Source organism: Methylobacterium oryzae, assembly GCF_036441375.1.
GTDB classification, from domain to species: domain Bacteria; phylum Pseudomonadota; class Alphaproteobacteria; order Rhizobiales; family Beijerinckiaceae; genus Methylobacterium; species Methylobacterium oryzae_A.
This window is the reverse complement of the sequence record NZ_MLCA01000010.1, coordinates 430,967-446,919: the sequence shown is the minus strand read 5'-3', so window position 1 is coordinate 446,919 and position 15,953 is coordinate 430,967. Positions and strand designations below refer to the sequence as shown.

At 72.8% G+C, this 15,953-nt stretch carries 17 protein-coding genes and 1 pseudogene; 13 read left to right on the top strand and 5 right to left on the bottom strand.

Annotation, left to right across the window (positions count from 1 at the left end):
- The first annotated feature begins 123 nt into the window (after positions 1-123).
- Positions 124-348, top strand: coding sequence for a hypothetical protein (locus tag MOTC310_RS20490; protein WP_149310752.1), 225 nt, complete (start codon positions 124-126; stop codon positions 346-348).
- Here MOTC310_RS20490 and MOTC310_RS20485 read toward each other — a convergent pair.
- Entirely contained in the window at positions 342-1,310 is a 969-nt protein-coding gene (locus MOTC310_RS20485; RefSeq protein ID WP_331303109.1) for an alginate O-acetyltransferase AlgX-related protein, read from the bottom strand. The two genes, MOTC310_RS20490 and MOTC310_RS20485, sit on opposite strands and share 7 nt — an antisense overlap.
- A 207-nt stretch (positions 1,311-1,517) precedes the next feature.
- Here MOTC310_RS20485 and MOTC310_RS20480 point away from each other — a divergent pair, with 207 nt between their 5' ends.
- The 5 genes from MOTC310_RS20480 (at position 1,518) to MOTC310_RS20460 (ending at position 5,731) form a co-directional block, all read left to right on the top strand.
- A complete protein-coding gene (locus tag MOTC310_RS20480) occupies positions 1,518-2,540 on the top strand; it encodes an SPL family radical SAM protein (RefSeq protein WP_419539938.1) in 1,023 nt (340 codons plus the stop codon).
- Positions 2,541-2,566: 26 nt separating this feature from the next.
- Positions 2,567-3,085 (top strand): 2'-5' RNA ligase family protein, encoded by a 519-nt coding sequence (locus tag MOTC310_RS20475; RefSeq protein WP_331289948.1) that lies wholly within the window; start codon positions 2,567-2,569, stop codon positions 3,083-3,085.
- A 31-nt stretch (positions 3,086-3,116) separates the two neighbouring features.
- The gene (locus tag MOTC310_RS20470) at positions 3,117-3,875 is read left to right on the top strand and encodes a phosphatase PAP2 family protein (RefSeq protein WP_331303108.1); all 759 of its coding nucleotides are present in this window, start codon (positions 3,117-3,119) and stop codon (positions 3,873-3,875) included.
- Positions 3,876-3,977: 102 nt separating this feature from the next.
- Entirely contained in the window at positions 3,978-4,346 is a 369-nt protein-coding gene (locus MOTC310_RS20465; protein ID WP_331303107.1) for a PilZ domain-containing protein, read from the top strand.
- Between the two features lie 86 nt (positions 4,347-4,432).
- Positions 4,433-5,731, top strand: coding sequence for a Gfo/Idh/MocA family protein (locus MOTC310_RS20460; RefSeq protein ID WP_331303106.1), 1,299 nt, complete (start codon positions 4,433-4,435; stop codon positions 5,729-5,731).
- Positions 5,732-5,737: 6 nt separating this feature from the next.
- Here the strand turns inward: MOTC310_RS20460 and flgH are convergent, their stop codons facing one another.
- Genes flgH through flgF form a run of 4 tightly spaced genes read right to left on the bottom strand, consistent with a single transcriptional unit; the run spans position 5,738 to position 9,246 of the window.
- Positions 5,738-6,487, bottom strand: a complete 750-nt coding sequence (gene flgH, locus MOTC310_RS20455; RefSeq protein WP_331303105.1) for a flagellar basal body L-ring protein FlgH — start codon at positions 6,485-6,487, stop codon at positions 5,738-5,740.
- Positions 6,488-6,523: 36 nt separating this feature from the next.
- A complete protein-coding gene (gene flgA, locus MOTC310_RS20450) occupies positions 6,524-7,666 on the bottom strand; it encodes a flagellar basal body P-ring formation chaperone FlgA (protein WP_331303104.1) in 1,143 nt (380 codons plus the stop codon).
- A gap of 34 nt (positions 7,667-7,700) precedes the next feature.
- Positions 7,701-8,492, bottom strand: coding sequence for a flagellar basal-body rod protein FlgG (gene flgG / locus MOTC310_RS20445; protein WP_024830946.1), 792 nt, complete (start codon positions 8,490-8,492; stop codon positions 7,701-7,703).
- 13 nt (positions 8,493-8,505) lie between these two features.
- Positions 8,506-9,246, bottom strand: a complete 741-nt coding sequence (flgF, locus tag MOTC310_RS20440) for a flagellar basal-body rod protein FlgF (RefSeq protein WP_331289951.1) — start codon at positions 9,244-9,246, stop codon at positions 8,506-8,508.
- Between the two features lie 255 nt (positions 9,247-9,501).
- On the opposite strand from flgF, the gene fliL reads away from it, so the two are divergent.
- The 7 genes and pseudogenes from fliL (at position 9,502) to MOTC310_RS20405 (ending at position 15,950) form a co-directional block, all read left to right on the top strand.
- Positions 9,502-10,056, top strand: a complete 555-nt coding sequence (fliL, locus tag MOTC310_RS20435; RefSeq protein WP_331289952.1) for a flagellar basal body-associated protein FliL — start codon at positions 9,502-9,504, stop codon at positions 10,054-10,056.
- A 64-nt stretch (positions 10,057-10,120) separates the two neighbouring features.
- Positions 10,121-11,338, top strand: coding sequence for a flagellar motor switch protein FliM (fliM, locus tag MOTC310_RS20430; protein ID WP_331290291.1), 1,218 nt, complete (start codon positions 10,121-10,123; stop codon positions 11,336-11,338).
- 19 nt (positions 11,339-11,357) lie between these two features.
- Positions 11,358-11,880, top strand: a pseudogene (locus MOTC310_RS20425) (DUF6468 domain-containing protein).
- A gap of 53 nt (positions 11,881-11,933) precedes the next feature.
- Positions 11,934-12,737: a MotE family protein gene (locus MOTC310_RS20420; protein WP_331303378.1), complete on the top strand. Its 804-nt coding sequence runs from the start codon at positions 11,934-11,936 to the stop codon at positions 12,735-12,737.
- 148 nt (positions 12,738-12,885) lie between these two features.
- Positions 12,886-14,523: an ABC transporter ATP-binding protein gene (locus tag MOTC310_RS20415; protein ID WP_331303103.1), complete on the top strand. Its 1,638-nt coding sequence runs from the start codon at positions 12,886-12,888 to the stop codon at positions 14,521-14,523.
- A 2-nt stretch (positions 14,524-14,525) separates the two neighbouring features.
- Positions 14,526-15,746: a phosphopentomutase gene (locus MOTC310_RS20410; protein WP_331303102.1), complete on the top strand. Its 1,221-nt coding sequence runs from the start codon at positions 14,526-14,528 to the stop codon at positions 15,744-15,746.
- Between the two features lie 12 nt (positions 15,747-15,758).
- Positions 15,759-15,950 (top strand): DUF1192 domain-containing protein, encoded by a 192-nt coding sequence (locus MOTC310_RS20405; RefSeq protein WP_012317818.1) that lies wholly within the window; start codon positions 15,759-15,761, stop codon positions 15,948-15,950.
- Positions 15,951-15,953 lie beyond the last annotated feature (3 nt).

The following is a 15,953-nucleotide window of genomic DNA, read 5'->3' as shown; positions in this document are numbered from 1 at the left end:
GCAGGCCTGCGCCTGCCTGTCTGTTGCGGTGCAGCAAACTCCGCCATTCCTCGCGTCACCCACCCGTCGCCGTGCGCGTGCCGCAGCTGCCCGACCCGGTGGGAGATCGATGGAGGTGGAGTGATGTCGTTCGCGCTGGTGCCCGTGGCCGAGGCGGCCCTGTTCACGTTCGGGTGCCTGGTGATCCACGCCCTGCGGCGTCATGCCGACGTGGTCACGGCGACGCTCGCGTGCCTCGCGACGCTCCTGGTCCTGATGATCGGCATCGCCTGCGCGCCGGAATCCTTCGCCAAGTATCAGGCGGCCAGCGTCACCGACTTCGCCCGCCTGGATCCGGCGATCTACTGAGGCGCTGCCTCGCGACCGACGGCGCCGTGGCCGCCGGTCCGGAGCTTCGCGAGCCGGCCGCCGGTCCCGCGCTGACCGGCGACCGCCACGTCGAAATCGTCCTTCGGGAGTTTGGCGAGGAATCGCTCGGCCAGCTCGAACAGAAGGATGTCGGCGCGCACCCGCTCGATGTAGGTCCAGTCGAGGCTCGACGACCAGACGAAGTGAACCTCGCTGAAGCTCTCGGCCAGCAGCCCGGTCAGCAGGAACGGGTCGAAATGGGCGCAGGAATCGCCGAACAGGACGAGCCGGCGCGGATCGGCCGCCGGTGACGCGTTCCGGTAGACGACATGCGCGCCGACATGCACCTCCCGGTCGCGCCCTTCCGCCTCGTAGGCGGCGAGCAGCGGCCCGGTCTCCACCCGGATCGCGTCGCGCTGCAGCATGAACCGCTCCAGGCGCTCGCGCGGCCGCCCGGGCAGCTTCTCGCCGAGATCCATGAGCTGGTCCGAGACGATGCCGGGGCGCGCGCCGATATCGGCCGGCGGGATCGCCCCGAGCGCCCGCATGATCTCGCGATAGGCCAGCAGGCAGCCCTGCGCGGTCCAGTGGGTGTCGGTGCGCAGGTAGAGCGGCACCGGCCCGTTCCGGGCGGCGCGGAGCGGGGCGAGGAGATCGAGATAGGCCGGGTGCCGGGCGAGGCGCCGGGCCAGGCGCCGGGTCGAGGCCTTGCCGGGCGCGTAGCGCAGGCCGTCGGTCTTGTCGTCGTAGACCGACAGCTTCTCCGGCACGATCACGTGGAGGCAGCGGATGCCGAGATCCTCGGCCCTCCGCGCGCGGGCCTTGATCAGCCGCGTCCAGCCGCGCAGCAGCAGCCAGTGCCGCAGACCGCCGCGATACCGGTCCAGGACCCGGTTGGTTCCTCCGATGAGGAATAACCAGCCGTCGCGGCCGACATGTACGCTCTCCCTGCCTGCAGACATGACGGTGCTTTAGCCGCACCGCGACCGGGCGACTAGGCCGGACCCGGCGCCGGTGGCCGCGCGTTCGTCGGGCATGCCGCCTTCGCCCGCCCAGGCCGTGCCCGCCCAGGCCGTCCAGACCCGCCATCGCCCCGAGCTCGCCGGGCCGGACCCTGTCCGCCCCGAGGCCGCNCGGCGCGCCTGTGGCGCCCGCGCCGGGTGCTGGTGATGCCGGCAGCCCTGGAGCACGCACACGGGCGGGCCATGCTGGCCCGCGCCGAGGCGCTGGGCCTGCCGGTGGAGCGCCTCGCGTCGAATCGCCTGCCGAGCGCGCGCGAGGCGGATCCCCGCCGGGCCTACGCGGCCGCCAAGGCGACCCTCGCCCTCACGGTCGCGCCGCCGACCAAGCTGCGGTTACAGCCGATCCCGCCCTCGGCCGACTGGCGCTTCGACCTCGCCGAGGGCTGCCCGGCCCATTGCCAGTACTGCTACCTCGCGGGCTCGCTCCAGGGGCCGCCGGTGACCCGCGCCTACGCCAATCTCGAAGCGATCCTGGGCAACCTCGCGGATTATGCCGGGCGCGGTGCCGTGACCTCGGCCTCCGCCGAGCGGGCGCGGGAGGGGACCACCTTCGAGGCGTCCTGCTACACCGATCCCCTCGGCATCGAGCACCTCACCGGCTCGCTGTCGGCGGCGATCCGGCATTTCGGCGCCTGGGACGCGCCGGTGCAGCTGCGCTTCACCACGAAGTTCGCCGCGGTCGAGCCGCTCCTCGACCTGCCGCACAACCGGCGCACGCGCATCCGCTTCTCGGTCAATCCGCGGGCGGCCGCGCATTACGAGGGCGGCACCGATCCCCTCGACGCGCGGCTCGCCGCCCTGGCGGCGGCGGCGCGGGCCGGCTACCCGGTCGGCCTGACCGTCGCGCCGATCCTGCCGGTCCCCGGCTGGGAGGCCGCCTATGCCGGGCTGATCCGCGCCGCCGCCGACGCGCTGGCCGGCGTGCCCGATCTCGACCTCACCGCCGAACTCATCACCCACCGGTTCACGCCGGGCTCGAAGGCGGTGCTGCGCGGCTGGTATCCCGGCTCGGACCTGCCCCTCGACGAGGCGGAGCGCGTCGAGAAGCGCACCAAGTTCGGCACCGTGAAGCACGTCTTCCCGAAGCCCCTCATGCAGGCGATGCGCGCCCACCTCACCGCCTGCCTCGCCCGCGACCTGCCGGCGGCGCGGGTCCTGTACTGGACCTGAGCCCCCGCGGGCGCCATCTGGCCCCGATGATCGACGCGGACCCCCTGATCCTGACGCTCGCCTTCGACGAACCGACCTTCGCGCGGTTCGACGGCGAGCGGCGCCGCCACTTCCCCGAGGCCCTGAACCGCATCCCGGCGCACGCGACGCTGTTCCACCATCTGCCGGGCGACCGGGAGCGGGGCGTGATCGAGGCGATCACCGCCCTCGCCCGCACGGTGCCGCCGCCGGAGGTCGCCGTGACCGGCCTGCGCTTCACCGGCCGCGGCGTCGCCTACGCGCTCGAATCCGACGCGCTGGCGCGCTTCCGGTCCCGTCTCGCGCAGGAATTCACGTCCCACCTCACCGCCCAGGACCGGCAGGGCTGGCGTCCGCACGTCACGGTGCAGAACAAGGTGTCCCCCGACAAGGCCCGGGCCCTCCACGCCGACCTGTCGGCGGGGTTCGCGCCGTTCCGATTCACCGCGCCGGCGACGCTGCTCTGGCGCTACCGCGGCGGCCCCTGGGACGCGGTCGCTCGCCTGCCCTTCGGAGAGAATGCCTGATGACGTCCGCCCCCGCCCCGGACCGCGCCGCATGAGGGCGCCGAGCCAGCAGCGGACCCGTCGGCTGATCGAGCCCGCCCTCGCGGTGTGGCTGCGCCTGCGCCTGAACGAGGTCGGTCCCCTCGTCGCCCTGCTCTGCCTGAGCATCCTCGGCTACGGGTTCTTCTACCTCGCCCACGAGGTCGGCGAGGGCTCCACCGCGGCCCTCGACCGGCGAATCCTGCTCGCCCTGCGCAACCCCGCCGATCTCGCCGACCCGATCGGGCCGCCCTGGCTCGAGGAGTCGATGCGCGACATCACCGGGCTCGGCAGCGTCTTCACGGTGCTGTTCCTGACCTGCGCGGTGGCGGCCTATCTCGGCGTGTCCGGGCGCCGGCGCATCGGCCTCTACGTCCTCGTCGCGGTGGGCAGCGGCGAGCTGGTCTCGACGGTGCTGAAGGTCTTCTACCATCGGCCGCGGCCGGACCTCGTGCCCCACGGCATGGAGGTGTTCACGGCGAGCTTCCCGAGCGGCCACGCCACCATGTCGGCGATCGCCTACCTGACCCTGGCGACCCTGATCGCCCGGGTCGAGCGCAACCGCCGCGCCAAGGCGCTGGTCCTGGCGCTCGGGGTGAGCGTGACGCTGCTGGTCGGCATCAGCCGCATCTATCTCGGCGTGCACTGGCCGAGCGACGTCCTGGCCGGCTGGTGCATCGGCGCCGCCTGGGCCTCCCTGTGCTGGTTCGTGGCCCTGCAGCTGCAGCGCCGCGGTGAGGTCGAGGCGCCCGACCCGCCGCCGCCCGCCTGAGCCCGGCGTTAGGGTAAACGAACGGTTAAGGTGGACGGGCGGGGTCCGACCGGGCTGGATGCCGGTTGTCCCCGCAACCGAAACCGTCAGGGTCGAGCCATCGTGGTCGAGCGCCGCCGCACTGCCCGACGCCGCGTCTGCCTGGGTGGGCGGCTGCGCGTCGCGGCCTTCCTGCCGGAGATCGAGTGCACGGTCCGCGACGTGTCCCTCGACGGGGCGCGGGTCCGGCTGCCGGCGGAGGCCGCGCTCCCTGATCGCGTCGAGCTGTCCGTCCCCTGCCGCGGCGAGACCCGGCGCGCCTTCGTGGCCTGGCGCGCGGGCGAGTCGGTCGGGCTCGGCTTCGCCGAGACCCGCGCGGCGGCGGAGCCCGAGGCGGTCGCGCGCCGGCTCGCCGCCAGCGAGGCGGAGGTGGCGCGTCTGCGCGCCGCGCTCCTCGACGGAAACAGCCCGGAGCCGGGTCGCGTTCACTGAGGGCGCGGTTCCGCCACCCGGCGGCTCCGGCGCAAACGGCGGCGCCCCGGGCGCCGCCCTCCCGATCCGGCGAAACGGCGAGGCACATGGCGGACGAAACCCGGCTCTCACGACGCAATCTCCTCGCGGCCGGAGGTGCTCTGGCCGGCGCCGCGATGGGCGGCAGCGCGCAGGCTGCCCCGCCGGCGCCCTCGGTCCCGGCCGATACCGGCGCCGTGCAGGGCGGACGGGTGATGTTCCCGAACTGGCGCGGTCCCGGCGACAGGCCGCCCGCCCCGAGCCCGGCGCCGCAGCCGCCGGGCCAGCGCGTCGGCTACTGCGTCGTCGGTCTCGGGCGCCTGAGCCTCGACGAGATCCTGCCTGCCTTCGGCGAGGCCAAGCGCGCCCGCCTGGCGGCGGTGATGTCGGGCTCGCCCGACAAGGCGAAGCTCGTGGCCCGGCAGTACGGGCTGCCGGACGACGCCGTCTACGGCTACGACGAGTGGGATCGGCTGAAGGCCAACCCCAACGTCCAGGCGGTCTACATCGTCACGCCGAACGGCGTGCACCGGGACAACGTCGTGGCGGCCGCCGCAGCCGGCAAGCAGGTGCTCTGCGAGAAGCCGATGGCGGTCGCCTCGGACGAGTGCCGGGAGATGATTGCCGCCTGCGCGAAGGCCGGCGTCAAGCTGATGATCGCCTACCGGTGCCAGTACGAGCCCCACAACCGGGCCGTGATCAAGCTCGCCCGCTCGGGCGAGTTCGGCCGGCCGCGGCTGATCCAGGCCTTCAACGGCCAGACCACCGGGCTGCCGGAGCAGTGGCGCCTGCGGAAGGCGCTGGCGGGTGGCGGCTCGCTGCCGGATATCGGGCTCTACTGCCTGAACACCGCCCGCGCGGTTCTCGGCGAGGAGCCGAACCTGATCCAGGCCCAGATCCACTCCCCGCCCGACGATCCCAAGTACCGCGAGGTCGAGGAGACGGTGAGCTTCACCCTCCACTTCCCGTCCGGCGTGATCGCCCAGTGCCTGTCGAGCTACGGGGTCTACGAGGCGCGGAGCCTGACCCTGCACACCGGGACCGCCTCGGTCGATCTCCAGAACGCCTTCGCGTACCAGGGCCAGCGCCTCTATGTCGGCCACCGCGACGGCAAGAACGCTGCCCGGGACGAGAAGGTCCTGAGCCCGAAGAACCAGTTCGCCCTGGAGCTGGACCACTTCGCCCGGTGCGTCCAGGAGAACCTGAGGCCCCGCACGCCCGGCGAGGAGGGGCTGCAGGACCAGGTCCTGATGGAGGCGATCTACGAGGCCGCCCGGACCGGCGCGGCGGTCAAGGTCGGGCCGCCCCCCGGCGCCGGCTCCGGCCTCGACGTCACCCGCGGGCCGGAACCCGAGGAGCCGGGCTGAGGCACCTCAGAACGGCAGCAGGATGTCGACGATCTGCTGGCCGTAGCGCGGCTGCTGCACGTCGGTGATCTGGCCGCGGCCGCCGTAGGCGATCCGGGCCTGGGCGATCTTGGCCGAGTCGATGGTGTTGTCGGACTCGATGTCCTCCGGCCGCACGACGCCGGCGACGATCATCTCGCGCACTTCGAAATTGACCCGGATCTCCTGCTTCCCCTCGACCACGAGGTTGCCGTTGGGCAGGACCTGGGTGACCACCGCGGCCACGTTCGTCGTGACCGATTCGGTGCGCTGCACGGAGCCGGCGCCGTCATTGGCCGTGGCCGAGGTGGCGGAGAGCAGCGCGGTGCTGCCGACCCCGAAGGACTTGCCGACCGCGTTGTTCTCCAATCCGAGGGCGTTGGGCAGTCCGAAGCTCTCGGTATTGGCCCGGGAGCGCTTGGTCTCGTTGCTGATGTTCGCCTGATCGGTGACCTTGACCTTCACGGTCAGGATGTCGCCGAGCTTGGCGGCACGTTGGTCCTTGAAGAAGGCGCGGGAGCCCGTGCGCCACAGCGAGTTCGGGGCGTAGGAGACCGGCTGCACGTCCGGCATCGGCATCCGCACCGGCTTGTAGCCCGGCTCGCTGGTCGGATCCTCGATCGCCGACAGTGCCGGGGTCGCGCCGACCTGCGAGAGGCGGTCGGCGGTGTTGCAGGCCCCGAGCGCGCCGGCGATCAGGGCGGCGGCGAGCGGGTTCAGGACGGTGCGACGGGCCATCGGGCAATCACTCTTCGACGCGTGCAGGGCGGGCGGTCAGCGCAGGGAGGCGGTCGCCTGGACGGGGGCGCCGGCGGCGGCCTGCTGCGCCGCGGGGCTGGGGCTGACCGAGACCCGGCCGGGGCCGATCACGGTGGCCTGCAGGATCTTCTTGGAGGCGACGTTGACGACGTTGACGACGGCGCCCATGCGGCCCGAATCGTTCGACAGGCCGCGCATCGACAGGCTGATGCTCGGCGTCTCGTACACGATGGTCACGTTCTCGCCGCGGGCGACCAGTTCGGGCGGGGCGGTGTCGGTGACCCGCAGCACGGTGCCGGCGGTCAGCGTGTTCTGGGCGACCTCGCCGAGGATGGCGGTGGTGCTCCCCTGCGCGTCGGGGGCGACGGCCTCGCGCGGACGCCGCTCCAGGGTGACGTCCCCCTCCTTCACCGGCTCGCCGCGGTTGAGGTTCCGGGCGAGCACCGCGACCTCGCGCAGCTCGACGACCACCCCCGAGACCCGCTGGGAGGCCTGGCGTTCGCCGAGGCTGACGAGCCCCGCGACGCGGCGCGTGCGCGCGTCGTAGGTCAGATCGAGGGCCACGGCCTGCCCCTCGAGGTCCAGGGGCGCCAGCAGGGTCGGGCCGTCCCCGTCGAAGCGGACCGCGACGTTGCGGGGGTCGAGCCCGTAGCCGCTCTCGAGGCCGCGCTTGAGCGCCGCCTCGAGCTCCGGCGGCCCGAGGCGGCGGGCGGCGCGCTGCACGGCGATCTGCAGCCGTCCGCCGGTCTCCAGGCCGTTGAGCCCCAGGGCGGCGGCCGCGTCGACGATGCGGCGGGTCTGGATGGTCCCGGTGGCGCCGAGGGCGGGCGCGCGGAAGAGCGGGCGCGCGGCCAGGCGCTCGGGCGCGCCCTCGACGAGATCGGCCAGCGTGAGGATGTCGCCGCGGGCGGTGACGTCGCCGCGCAGCCGCAGGCTCTCCGCCCGCGCCATGGCGGGGATCGCCAGGGCGCCGAGGACCGCGAAGGTCAGGAAGGCCAGGACCGCGCGCAGGATGACGGCGGTGCCGAGGGGCATCACCCGCGGCGGGACGCGCCGGACGATCGGGCTGATGTCGCTCCCGTCCGCGCCAACGAGGCGGGGCAGGTCGAGGGTCCCGAAATCGGGATCGAGTGGGTCGGGATGGATGCCGGCATACATGTTCAGGGACCTGAAGCGGGTGCGGGTCGCGCGCTTAGCTGCGGAACATCTGTGTGGTGGTGGACAGCATCTGGTCGGCGGCGGTGACGACCTTCGAGTTCATCTCGTAGGCGCGCTGCGCGGCGATCAGGGACGAGATCTCCGTCACGGCGTTGACGTTCGCCTCTTCCAGGTAGCTCTGCTGGAGGTTGCCGAAGCCGTCCGCCCCCGGCAGGCCGCTGATCGCCTGTCCGGAAGCCGCGGTCTCGACGAACAGGTTGTCGCCGATCGACTCGAGGCCGACCTTGTTGACGAAGCGCGAGAGCTGGAACTGGCCGAGCGCCTGCGGCGCCGTCTGCCCCGGGATGTTCGCCTGCACGGCGCCCGTGGCGCTGATCGTCACCGACGTCGCGTTCTGCGGCACGGTGATCGCCGGATCGAGCAGGTAGCCGTCGCGGGTGACGAGCTGGCCCTGGGCCGAGAGGTCGAAGGAGCCGTCGCGGGAATAGGCGGTGCGGCCGTCCGGCAGCGTCACACGGAAGAACCCGTCGCCGCGGATCGCGACGTCGTAATCCTTCTCGGTCGAGGAGAGCGTGCCCTGCGACATCACGCGGGCGGTCGAGGTGGTCTTCACGCCCGAGCCGAGGCTGAGGCCGGCCGGGAGCTGGGTGTTCTGCTGCGAGGTCGAGGCACCGGCCCGGCGCAGGTTCTGATAGAGCAGATCCTGGAAATGCACCTGCTGGCGCTTGTAGCCGGTGGTGCGCAGGTTCGCGATGTTGTTCGAGATGACCTGGACGTTGAGTTCCTGGGCCGCCATGCCGGTGGCGGCGGAGTAGAGGGCGCGCATCGGTCAGGCCTCCTCAGGCGACGTCGGCGAGGCGGCGGATCGCCGTGCCCCGCAGGTCGTCGAGGCGCGAGATCATGCTCGTCACCATGGCGTAGGACCGGTTCACGTCCATGAGCCGGGTCATCTCGATCACCGGGCGGACGTTGGAGCGCTCGAGCGCTTCGGGTTCCAGGCGGCCGTCGATCCCGGCCGGACGGGCCGGCTCCGGCGAGGCGTAGAGGTTGGCGCCCTCGTTGGTCAGCCGCTGCGGGTTGGCGAAGGTCACGAGCTTGATCCGCCCGCGGATGCCGAGATTGGTCGAGACGGTGCCGTCGGGGCCGATGGCGAGCCCGGTCTCCTGCGGGTTGATGCTGATCGGGCCGCCCTCGCCCACGACCTTGTAGCCGTCGCTGGTGACGAGCGTGCCCTGCGCGTCGAGCTCGAAGGCGCCGTTGCGGGTGTAGCGCTCGCCCTGGGCCGACTGCACGGCGATGAAGGCCGCGCCCTTGACCGCCACGTTGAGCGGGTTGCCGGTCTGCTCGATCGGTCCCTGCCCGAGGTCGAGGGTGGTGCCCTGGTCGATGACGTAGGAGAGGCGCCGGTCGGGCCGCGCGAACGAATCCGCGCTCGCCACCGGCATCAGGTACTCCTCGAAGCGGGTGTTGCGGGCCTTGAACCCCGTGGTCGAGACGTTCGCCATGTTGTTGGCGATCACGTCCAGCTCGCGCTGGAGCGCCATCTGGCTCGACACGCCGACGAAGAGGGCATTCTGCATCGTGGACTCTGAGACTCGCGGGCCGCGGAGGCGGCAACGATCCATTCAGCATCCGCTGTGCCAAAGCCCGTCGCGCCGAATTCAATCGATCTGACAAGGGCTTGATCGGAAGCGCCCGGGCGCCGCGCCGGCGCCGGGTCTGCGCCGCGGCAAACCTGACCCGGCAGGAATTGCCTCCTTAACGGCGCGTTAACCGTGATGCTCCGATATCCAGGTGTACCTGGCGCGCAGTCTCCCGCGAGAGAGCTTTATTCCATGGCCAAGACGCCGAAGAAGGCCGCCGAGGAGGGCGAGGCCGGAGCCGGAGGGGCCCCGAAGGGCAAGAAGAAGCTCATGATCATCGTGGCCGTCGCGGTCCTGGTCCTGGTCGCGGGCGGCGGCGCCGGCGCCTACATGATGATGGGGCACGGCGGCGGCAAGGAAGCCGCGGAGGGCGGCGGCCACGGCGGGGGGCACGGCGGCGGCGACGCCAAGGGCGCCGGCCCGGACGGCAAGAAGCCCGTGGTCTTCGTCGACGTGCGCGAGATGCTCCTCAACCTCTCTCCGGATCTGCCCCAGGACAAGGCCCGGTTCGCGAAGGTCCGCATCACCCTGGAGTTGAAGGACGCCAAGGTCGAGGAGGAGGTGAAGCCTCTGATGCCGCGGGTGGAGGACGCGCTGCAGGTCTACATGCGCGAGCTGCGCGCCAGCGACATCACCAACTCGGTGGGTCTGTTCCGGCTGCGCGAGGAGCTGCTGCGCCGGGTCAACATCGCCCTGTATCCGGCCAAGGTCGACGCGGTGCTGTTCAAGGACGTGATCGTCCAGTGAGCGCGCCCGCGATCCTGTCCCCCCCTTCGAGCGCCGCGTCGCGCCGGGCCCCGATCGAGCACGCCTGATGGAACCCGAGGACGAACTTCCCGAGGACGACTGGTCGGCGGCCCTCCTGGAGCAGGGCGCCGAGGGCGGCGACACGTCGCTGGCCGAGGAGTGGGGCGCGGCGCTCGCCGAGCAGGGCACCACGCGCAACGCGGGCGACGTCGCCGCCGAATGGGCGACGATGATCGAGGACGGGGAGAGCGACAACCTCCCCGAACTCGCCGGCAACGACCGGGTGCTCAACCAGGACGAGATCGACGGCGTCCTCGGCTTCTCCATGCGCGAGCTCTCGGCCTCCGGGGCCGGGGGCGTGCAGGCCATCGTCGATTCGGGCGTCGTCCAGTACGAACGCCTGCCGATGCTGGAGATCGTCTTCGACCGGATGATCCGGTTGCTGTCGACCTCCCTGCGCAACCTGTTCCAGGACAACGTCGAGGTGACCCTCGACAACATCACCTCGGTGCGCTTCGGCGACTATCTCAACGCGATCCCGCTGCCGACGCTGCTCGGCGTGTTCCGGGCCGAGCAGTGGGAGAATTCGGGCCTCGTCACGGTCGATTCGAACCTCGCCTACGCGACCTTCGACCTGCTGCTCGGCGGCAAGCGCGGCGGCCTGTCGAGCCGCCTCGACGGGCGGCCGTTCACCGCCATCGAGATGACGCTGGTGCGCCGTCTCGTCGAGATCGTGCTGGGCGACCTGGAGCTGTCGTTCCAGCCGCTCTCGCCCGTGAGCTTCGGCATCGACCGGATCGAGACCAACCCGCGCTTCGCCACCATCACGCGGCCGGGCAACGCCGCGATCCTCATCAGCCTGCGCCTCGACGTCGACGGGCGCGGCGGCATGCTGCAGATCCTGTTTCCCTACGCGACGATCGAGCCGATCCGGGAGCTCCTGACCCAGAGCTTCATGGGCGAGAAGCTCGGCCGCGACCACGTCTGGGAGGGCCATCTAGCCACCGAGATCTGGCAGGCCGACGTGACCATGGACGCGGTGCTGCACGAGATGATGCTGCCGCTCAAGCAGGTCATGAGCCTCAAGGTCGGCGAGACGCTGATGTTCGACGCCAAGCCGTCGGACCTCATCACCGTGCGCTGCGGCGACTGGGCGCTGACGCAGGGGCGGATCGGCCGGGTCGACGGCCACATCGCCGTCCAGGTCACCCGGCCGCTGCGCCGGTCGCGCACGACGATCCAGGCCTACGAGGCCTCGATGAACAACCGCTCGGACAGCTAGTGCCGATGAAGGTCCGGTCATGAGTCTCTTCGTCACCCTCGCGGCCGACATCCTGGTCGCCGTCCTCCTGGCGGCGACCATCGTCACGTCCCTCCGGCTGTCGCGCCGCATCGGCCAGATGAAGGGCGACGAGGCCGCCCTCCGCCAGACCATCGGCGACCTGATGGTCGCGACGGGAACGGCCGAGCGGGCCATCGCGGGCCTGCGGGCGGCGATCGACGAGGGTGACCGCACCCTGAACGCCAGCCTGGAGACCGCCACGGTCCGGGCGGCCGAGCTGCGGCTGCAGGTCGAGGCCGGCGAGGGCGTGATCGCCCGCGTCGGCGCCATCGTGGCGCAGATGCGCGCCGTCCCGGTCCGTCCGGAGCCCGCGCCGGAGCCGAGGCCCACGCCGCAGGCGGCTCCCGAGCCGGCNGGAGATCCCGGCCGAGCGCCGGCCGGAGCACGCCGGTCCGAACGGGGAGCGTCTCGGGGTGGCGGCCGCCGCGGCCCTCGCCATGAGCGAGCGCGCCCTCGCCCGCGTCCGGGCGCGCGCCGCGTGACCGGGGTCAAGGCGCCGAAGATCCCGCCGCCGAAGCCGGATCCCGAGGAGAGGATGCGCCGCGCCGCGGCGCCGCTGCGGAACGCGCGCCGGAAGCCCGTCCGGCAGTTCCGGCTGCGCCTCATCGACGCCGTGGCGCTCGCGGCGGGCGGGCTGCTCGTCCTCAAGCTGCTCAGCTTGCTCCAGGCCGGTCTGCCGGAGACCGGCGCGCTGCCGGAATACGGGCGCGCGGTCGTCCGGGCGCGCACGGGCTTCGAGCCCTTCGACCCGGTGACGACCGGGTCGGTGGGCGCCAAGGAGGCGCCGGCCGCCGCGGCCGAGAAGCCGCCGGAGCCGGCCCCGGCGCAGCCCAGACCGCCCGCGCCCGGGAGCTCGGCCTCGCCCACGGAGCGCCTGCTCCTGGAAAAGCTCGGCGCCCGGCGCGACGCCCTGCGCCAGAAGAGCGACGAGCTGGAGCTGCGCGAGAAGATGCTGGGCGAGGCCGAGCGCAAGCTCGAGACCGGCCTCGGCGACCTCAAGAAGGCCGAGGACAAGGTCGACGCCGTCGCTAAGGCGAAGGAGGAGGCCGAGAAGCAGGGCCTGAAGAACATCGTCACGATGTACGAGGCGATGAAGCCCAAGGACGCCGCCCGGGTGTTCGACCGGCTCGGGCTCGACGTGCTGGTCCCGATCGTGCTGGCCATGAATCCCCGCAAGATGTCCGAGGTCCTGGCGGTGATGCAGCCCGAGACCGCCGAGCGCCTGACCGTGGCCCTGGCCAACCGCGCCCGCGGCGCCGCGGGGCCGCAGGCCCAGGCGGGAACCGGCCTCCCGGCGAACGAGCTGCCGGCGATCGATCCCGGGGCGCCGATGCGGTAGGTCCCCGGCGCCGCGGGGCGCCGGGCCGGTCTGCCGAGGCCGCCGACGGGTCCGTCCGGCCGGCTCCGCCCGCTCGCCCCTCCCCGATCGGCCCCGTGCGGCGTCCGCGCGGGCTAGGGTCCGGGGCCGGGCGCGCTATAAGGGGCTCATGTCAGAGGCCGATCCCCAGCCCCTCCTCGCCGTCGAGGACCTGTCCGTGGCGTTCCGCGCGCGGGAGGGCGAGACCGTCGCGGTCGACGGCGTCTCCTTCACCATCCGCCGGGGCGAGACCGTCGCGCTCGTGGGCGAATCGGGGTCCGGCAAGTCGGTGACGGCGCTGGCGATCCTGCGCCTCCTCGACACCGCGGCCCGTCAGGACGGGCGGATCCTGTTCGCGGGCCGCGACCTCGCGCGGCTGCCCGAGCGGGCGATGCGGGACGTGCGCGGCGCCGACATCACCATGGTGTTCCAGGAGCCGATGACCTCGCTGAACCCGCTCCACACGATCGAGCGGCAGATCGGCGAGGTGCTCGGCCTGCACCGCGGCCTCGCCGGGAAGGCGGCCCGCCGGCGGATCCTGGAGCTCTTGGAGCTCGTGGGCCTGCGCGACGCCGAGCGGCGCATGGGCGCCTACCCGCACGAGCTCTCCGGCGGCCAGCGCCAGCGCGTGATGATCGCCATGGCGCTCGCCTGCGAGCCGGACCTCCTGGTCGCCGACGAGCCGACCACGGCGCTGGACGTGACCGTGCAGGCGCAGATCCTGGCACTGCTCGCCGACCTGCAGAAGCGCCTCGGCATGGCGATGCTGTTCATCACCCACGATCTCGGCATCGTCGAGCGGATCGCCGACCGCGTCTGCGTGATGCTGAAGGGCAAGATCGTGGAGTCCGGCGCCACCAAGGCCGTCTTCGCCGACCCGCAGCACGCCTACACGCGCCGCCTGATCGCCTCCGAGCCGAAGGGCCGGGCCAACCCCGTCCCGGCCGACGCCGAACCGCTCCTGGAGGCCGGCCCCCTGAAGGTCTGGTTCCCGCTGAAATCCGGGCTTCTGCGGCGCGTCACCGGCCACGTCCGGGCGGTGGACGGCGTCTCCCTCCGGCTCCGGACCGGCGAGACCATCGGGGTCGTTGGCGAGTCCGGCTCGGGCAAGACGACGCTGGGCCTCGCCCTCTTGCGGCTCACGGGCTCGGAGGGGCCGATCGTCTTCCTCGGCCGGGCGATCGACGGCTACGGCACGGCGCAGATGCGCCCGCTGCGGAAGGACATGCAGGTGGTCTTCCAGGATCCCTACGGGTCGCTGTCGCCGCGCATGTCGGTGGCCGACATCGTTGCCGAGGGATTGGTTGTCCAGGGCGCGGCGCGCTCCCGGGCGGAGCGCCGGGCCGTGGTCGCCAAGGCGCTGACCGATGTCGGGCTCGATCCGGCCGCCATGGACCGCTACCCGCACGAATTCTCCGGCGGCCAGCGCCAGCGCATCGCCATCGCGCGGGCGATGGTGCTCAATCCCCGCTTCGTCGTCCTCGACGAGCCGACCTCGGCCCTCGACCGCTCGGTCCAGGCGCAGATCGTGACCCTGCTGCGCGACCTCCAGCGCGAGCGGGGCCTCGCCTACCTGTTCATCAGCCACGACCTGAAGGTGGTGCGGGCGCTCGCCAACTACGTGATCGTCATGCAGAACGGCCGCGTCGTCGAGGAGGGCGCCGCGGAGACGATCTTCGCCGATCCCCAGACCCCCTACACCCGCGCCCTGTTCAAGGCCGCCTTCGCCCTCGAGAGCGACGCGCCCGCCGAGCTGGAGTCCGCCTGACCGTGGCGCGCGCCCTCATCATCGTCCTCGATTCCGTGGGCGTCGGCGGGGCCCCGGACGCGGACCGCTACGGCGATGCAGGGTCCGACACGCTGGGGCACATCGCCGAGCGGTGCGCGGACGGCCGCGGCGACCGGCCGGGGCTGCGCGCGGGTCCCCTGAGCGTGCCCCACCTCGCCGAACTCGGGCTCGGCCTGGCGGCCGCCGGGGCCTCGGGCCGCATCCCGCCGAACCTCGCCCCGGCCGGGCCGCCGCGCGGCGCCTACGGCCACGCGGTGGAGACGGCCGCCGGCAAGGACACGCCCTCCGGCCACTGGGAGATCGCCGGCCTGCCCCTGACCGAGCCCTGGGGGCACTTTCCCGACACCCGCCCGGCCTTCCCGCCGGAGCTGACCCGCGCGCTCGTCGCCGAGGGCGGTCTCCCGGGCATCCTGGGCGACTGCCACGCGCCGGGCGTCGCGATCATCGACGCGCTGGGCGCCGAGCACCTCCGGACCGGCCGGCCGATCTGCTACACCTCGGCCGACAGCGTGTTCCAGATCGCCGCCCACGAGGAGGCGTTCGGGCTGGAGCGGCTCTACGACCTGTGCCGCGTGGCGCGCCGCCTGTGCGACCCCTACCGCGTCTGTCGGGTGATCGCCCGGCCGTTCGTGGGCGCGCCGGAGACCGGCTTCCGCCGGACCGGCAACCGCAAGGATTTCGCCGTCGCCCCGCCCGGGCGCACGCTGCTGGACCGCGCCGCGGCGGCCGGCCGCGCGGTGGTGAGCGTCGGCAAGATCGGCGACATCTTCGCCCACCGCGCCACCGGCCGCGAGATCAGGCCGGGCCCGAACGCGGCCTGCGTGACCGCGGGGCTCGACGCGCTGGCGACGCTCCCGGAGGGCGGCCTGATCTTCGTCAACCTCGTCGATTTCGACACCGAGCACGGCCACCGCCGCGACGTGCCGGGCTACGCCGCGGAGCTGGAGGCGTTCGACGCCCGGATCCCCGAGATCCTGGCGGCGCTGGCGCCGGGCGACCTCGCGGTCGTCACGGCCGACCACGGCAACGATCCGACCTGGACCGGGACCGACCACACCCGCGAGCAGGTCCCGGTCCTGGCCTTCGGCCCAGGCGTGGCCGCCCGGCCGATCGGGCGGCGGGAGACCTTCGCGGATATCGGCGCCACCGTGGCGGCCCATCTCGGCCTCGACCGGGACGGGGCCGGAACACCGTTCCTGTAGGGAGGACACGACGTGCGGGACGACGACGACCGGCCGCGCAAGGCCGTTGCCCACGAGATCGGGCAGCCCCTCGACACGCTCTCGCTCGGGGATCTCGACGAGCGCGTCGCGCTCCTGCGCGCCGAGATCGCCCGGCTCGAGGCGGCGCGGGCCGCCAAGCAGGCGGCGCAGGGCGCGGCCGACGCGTTCTTCAAGCGGGGCTGAGGC

Coding starts and splice junctions, on each gene's coding strand:
- MOTC310_RS20490 (WP_149310752.1), top strand. CDS start 124: ATGTCGTTCGCGCTGGTGCCCGTGGCCGAGGCGGCCCTGTTCACGTTC.
- MOTC310_RS20485 (WP_331303109.1), bottom strand. CDS start 1,310: ATGTCTGCAGGCAGGGAGAGCGTACATGTCGGCCGCGACGGCTGGTTA.
- MOTC310_RS20480 (WP_419539938.1), top strand. CDS start 1,518: ATGCCGGCAGCCCTGGAGCACGCACACGGGCGGGCCATGCTGGCCCGC.
- MOTC310_RS20475 (WP_331289948.1), top strand. CDS start 2,567: ATGATCGACGCGGACCCCCTGATCCTGACGCTCGCCTTCGACGAACCG.
- MOTC310_RS20470 (WP_331303108.1), top strand. CDS start 3,117: ATGAGGGCGCCGAGCCAGCAGCGGACCCGTCGGCTGATCGAGCCCGCC.
- MOTC310_RS20460 (WP_331303106.1), top strand. CDS start 4,433: ATGGCGGACGAAACCCGGCTCTCACGACGCAATCTCCTCGCGGCCGGA.
- flgH (WP_331303105.1), bottom strand. CDS start 6,487: ATGGCCCGTCGCACCGTCCTGAACCCGCTCGCCGCCGCCCTGATCGCC.
- flgA (WP_331303104.1), bottom strand. CDS start 7,666: ATGTATGCCGGCATCCATCCCGACCCACTCGATCCCGATTTCGGGACC.
- flgG (WP_024830946.1), bottom strand. CDS start 8,492: ATGCGCGCCCTCTACTCCGCCGCCACCGGCATGGCGGCCCAGGAACTC.
- flgF (WP_331289951.1), bottom strand. CDS start 9,246: ATGCAGAATGCCCTCTTCGTCGGCGTGTCGAGCCAGATGGCGCTCCAG.
- fliL (WP_331289952.1), top strand. CDS start 9,502: ATGGCCAAGACGCCGAAGAAGGCCGCCGAGGAGGGCGAGGCCGGAGCC.
- MOTC310_RS20420 (WP_331303378.1), top strand. CDS start 11,934: ATGCGCCGCGCCGCGGCGCCGCTGCGGAACGCGCGCCGGAAGCCCGTC.
- MOTC310_RS20415 (WP_331303103.1), top strand. CDS start 12,886: ATGTCAGAGGCCGATCCCCAGCCCCTCCTCGCCGTCGAGGACCTGTCC.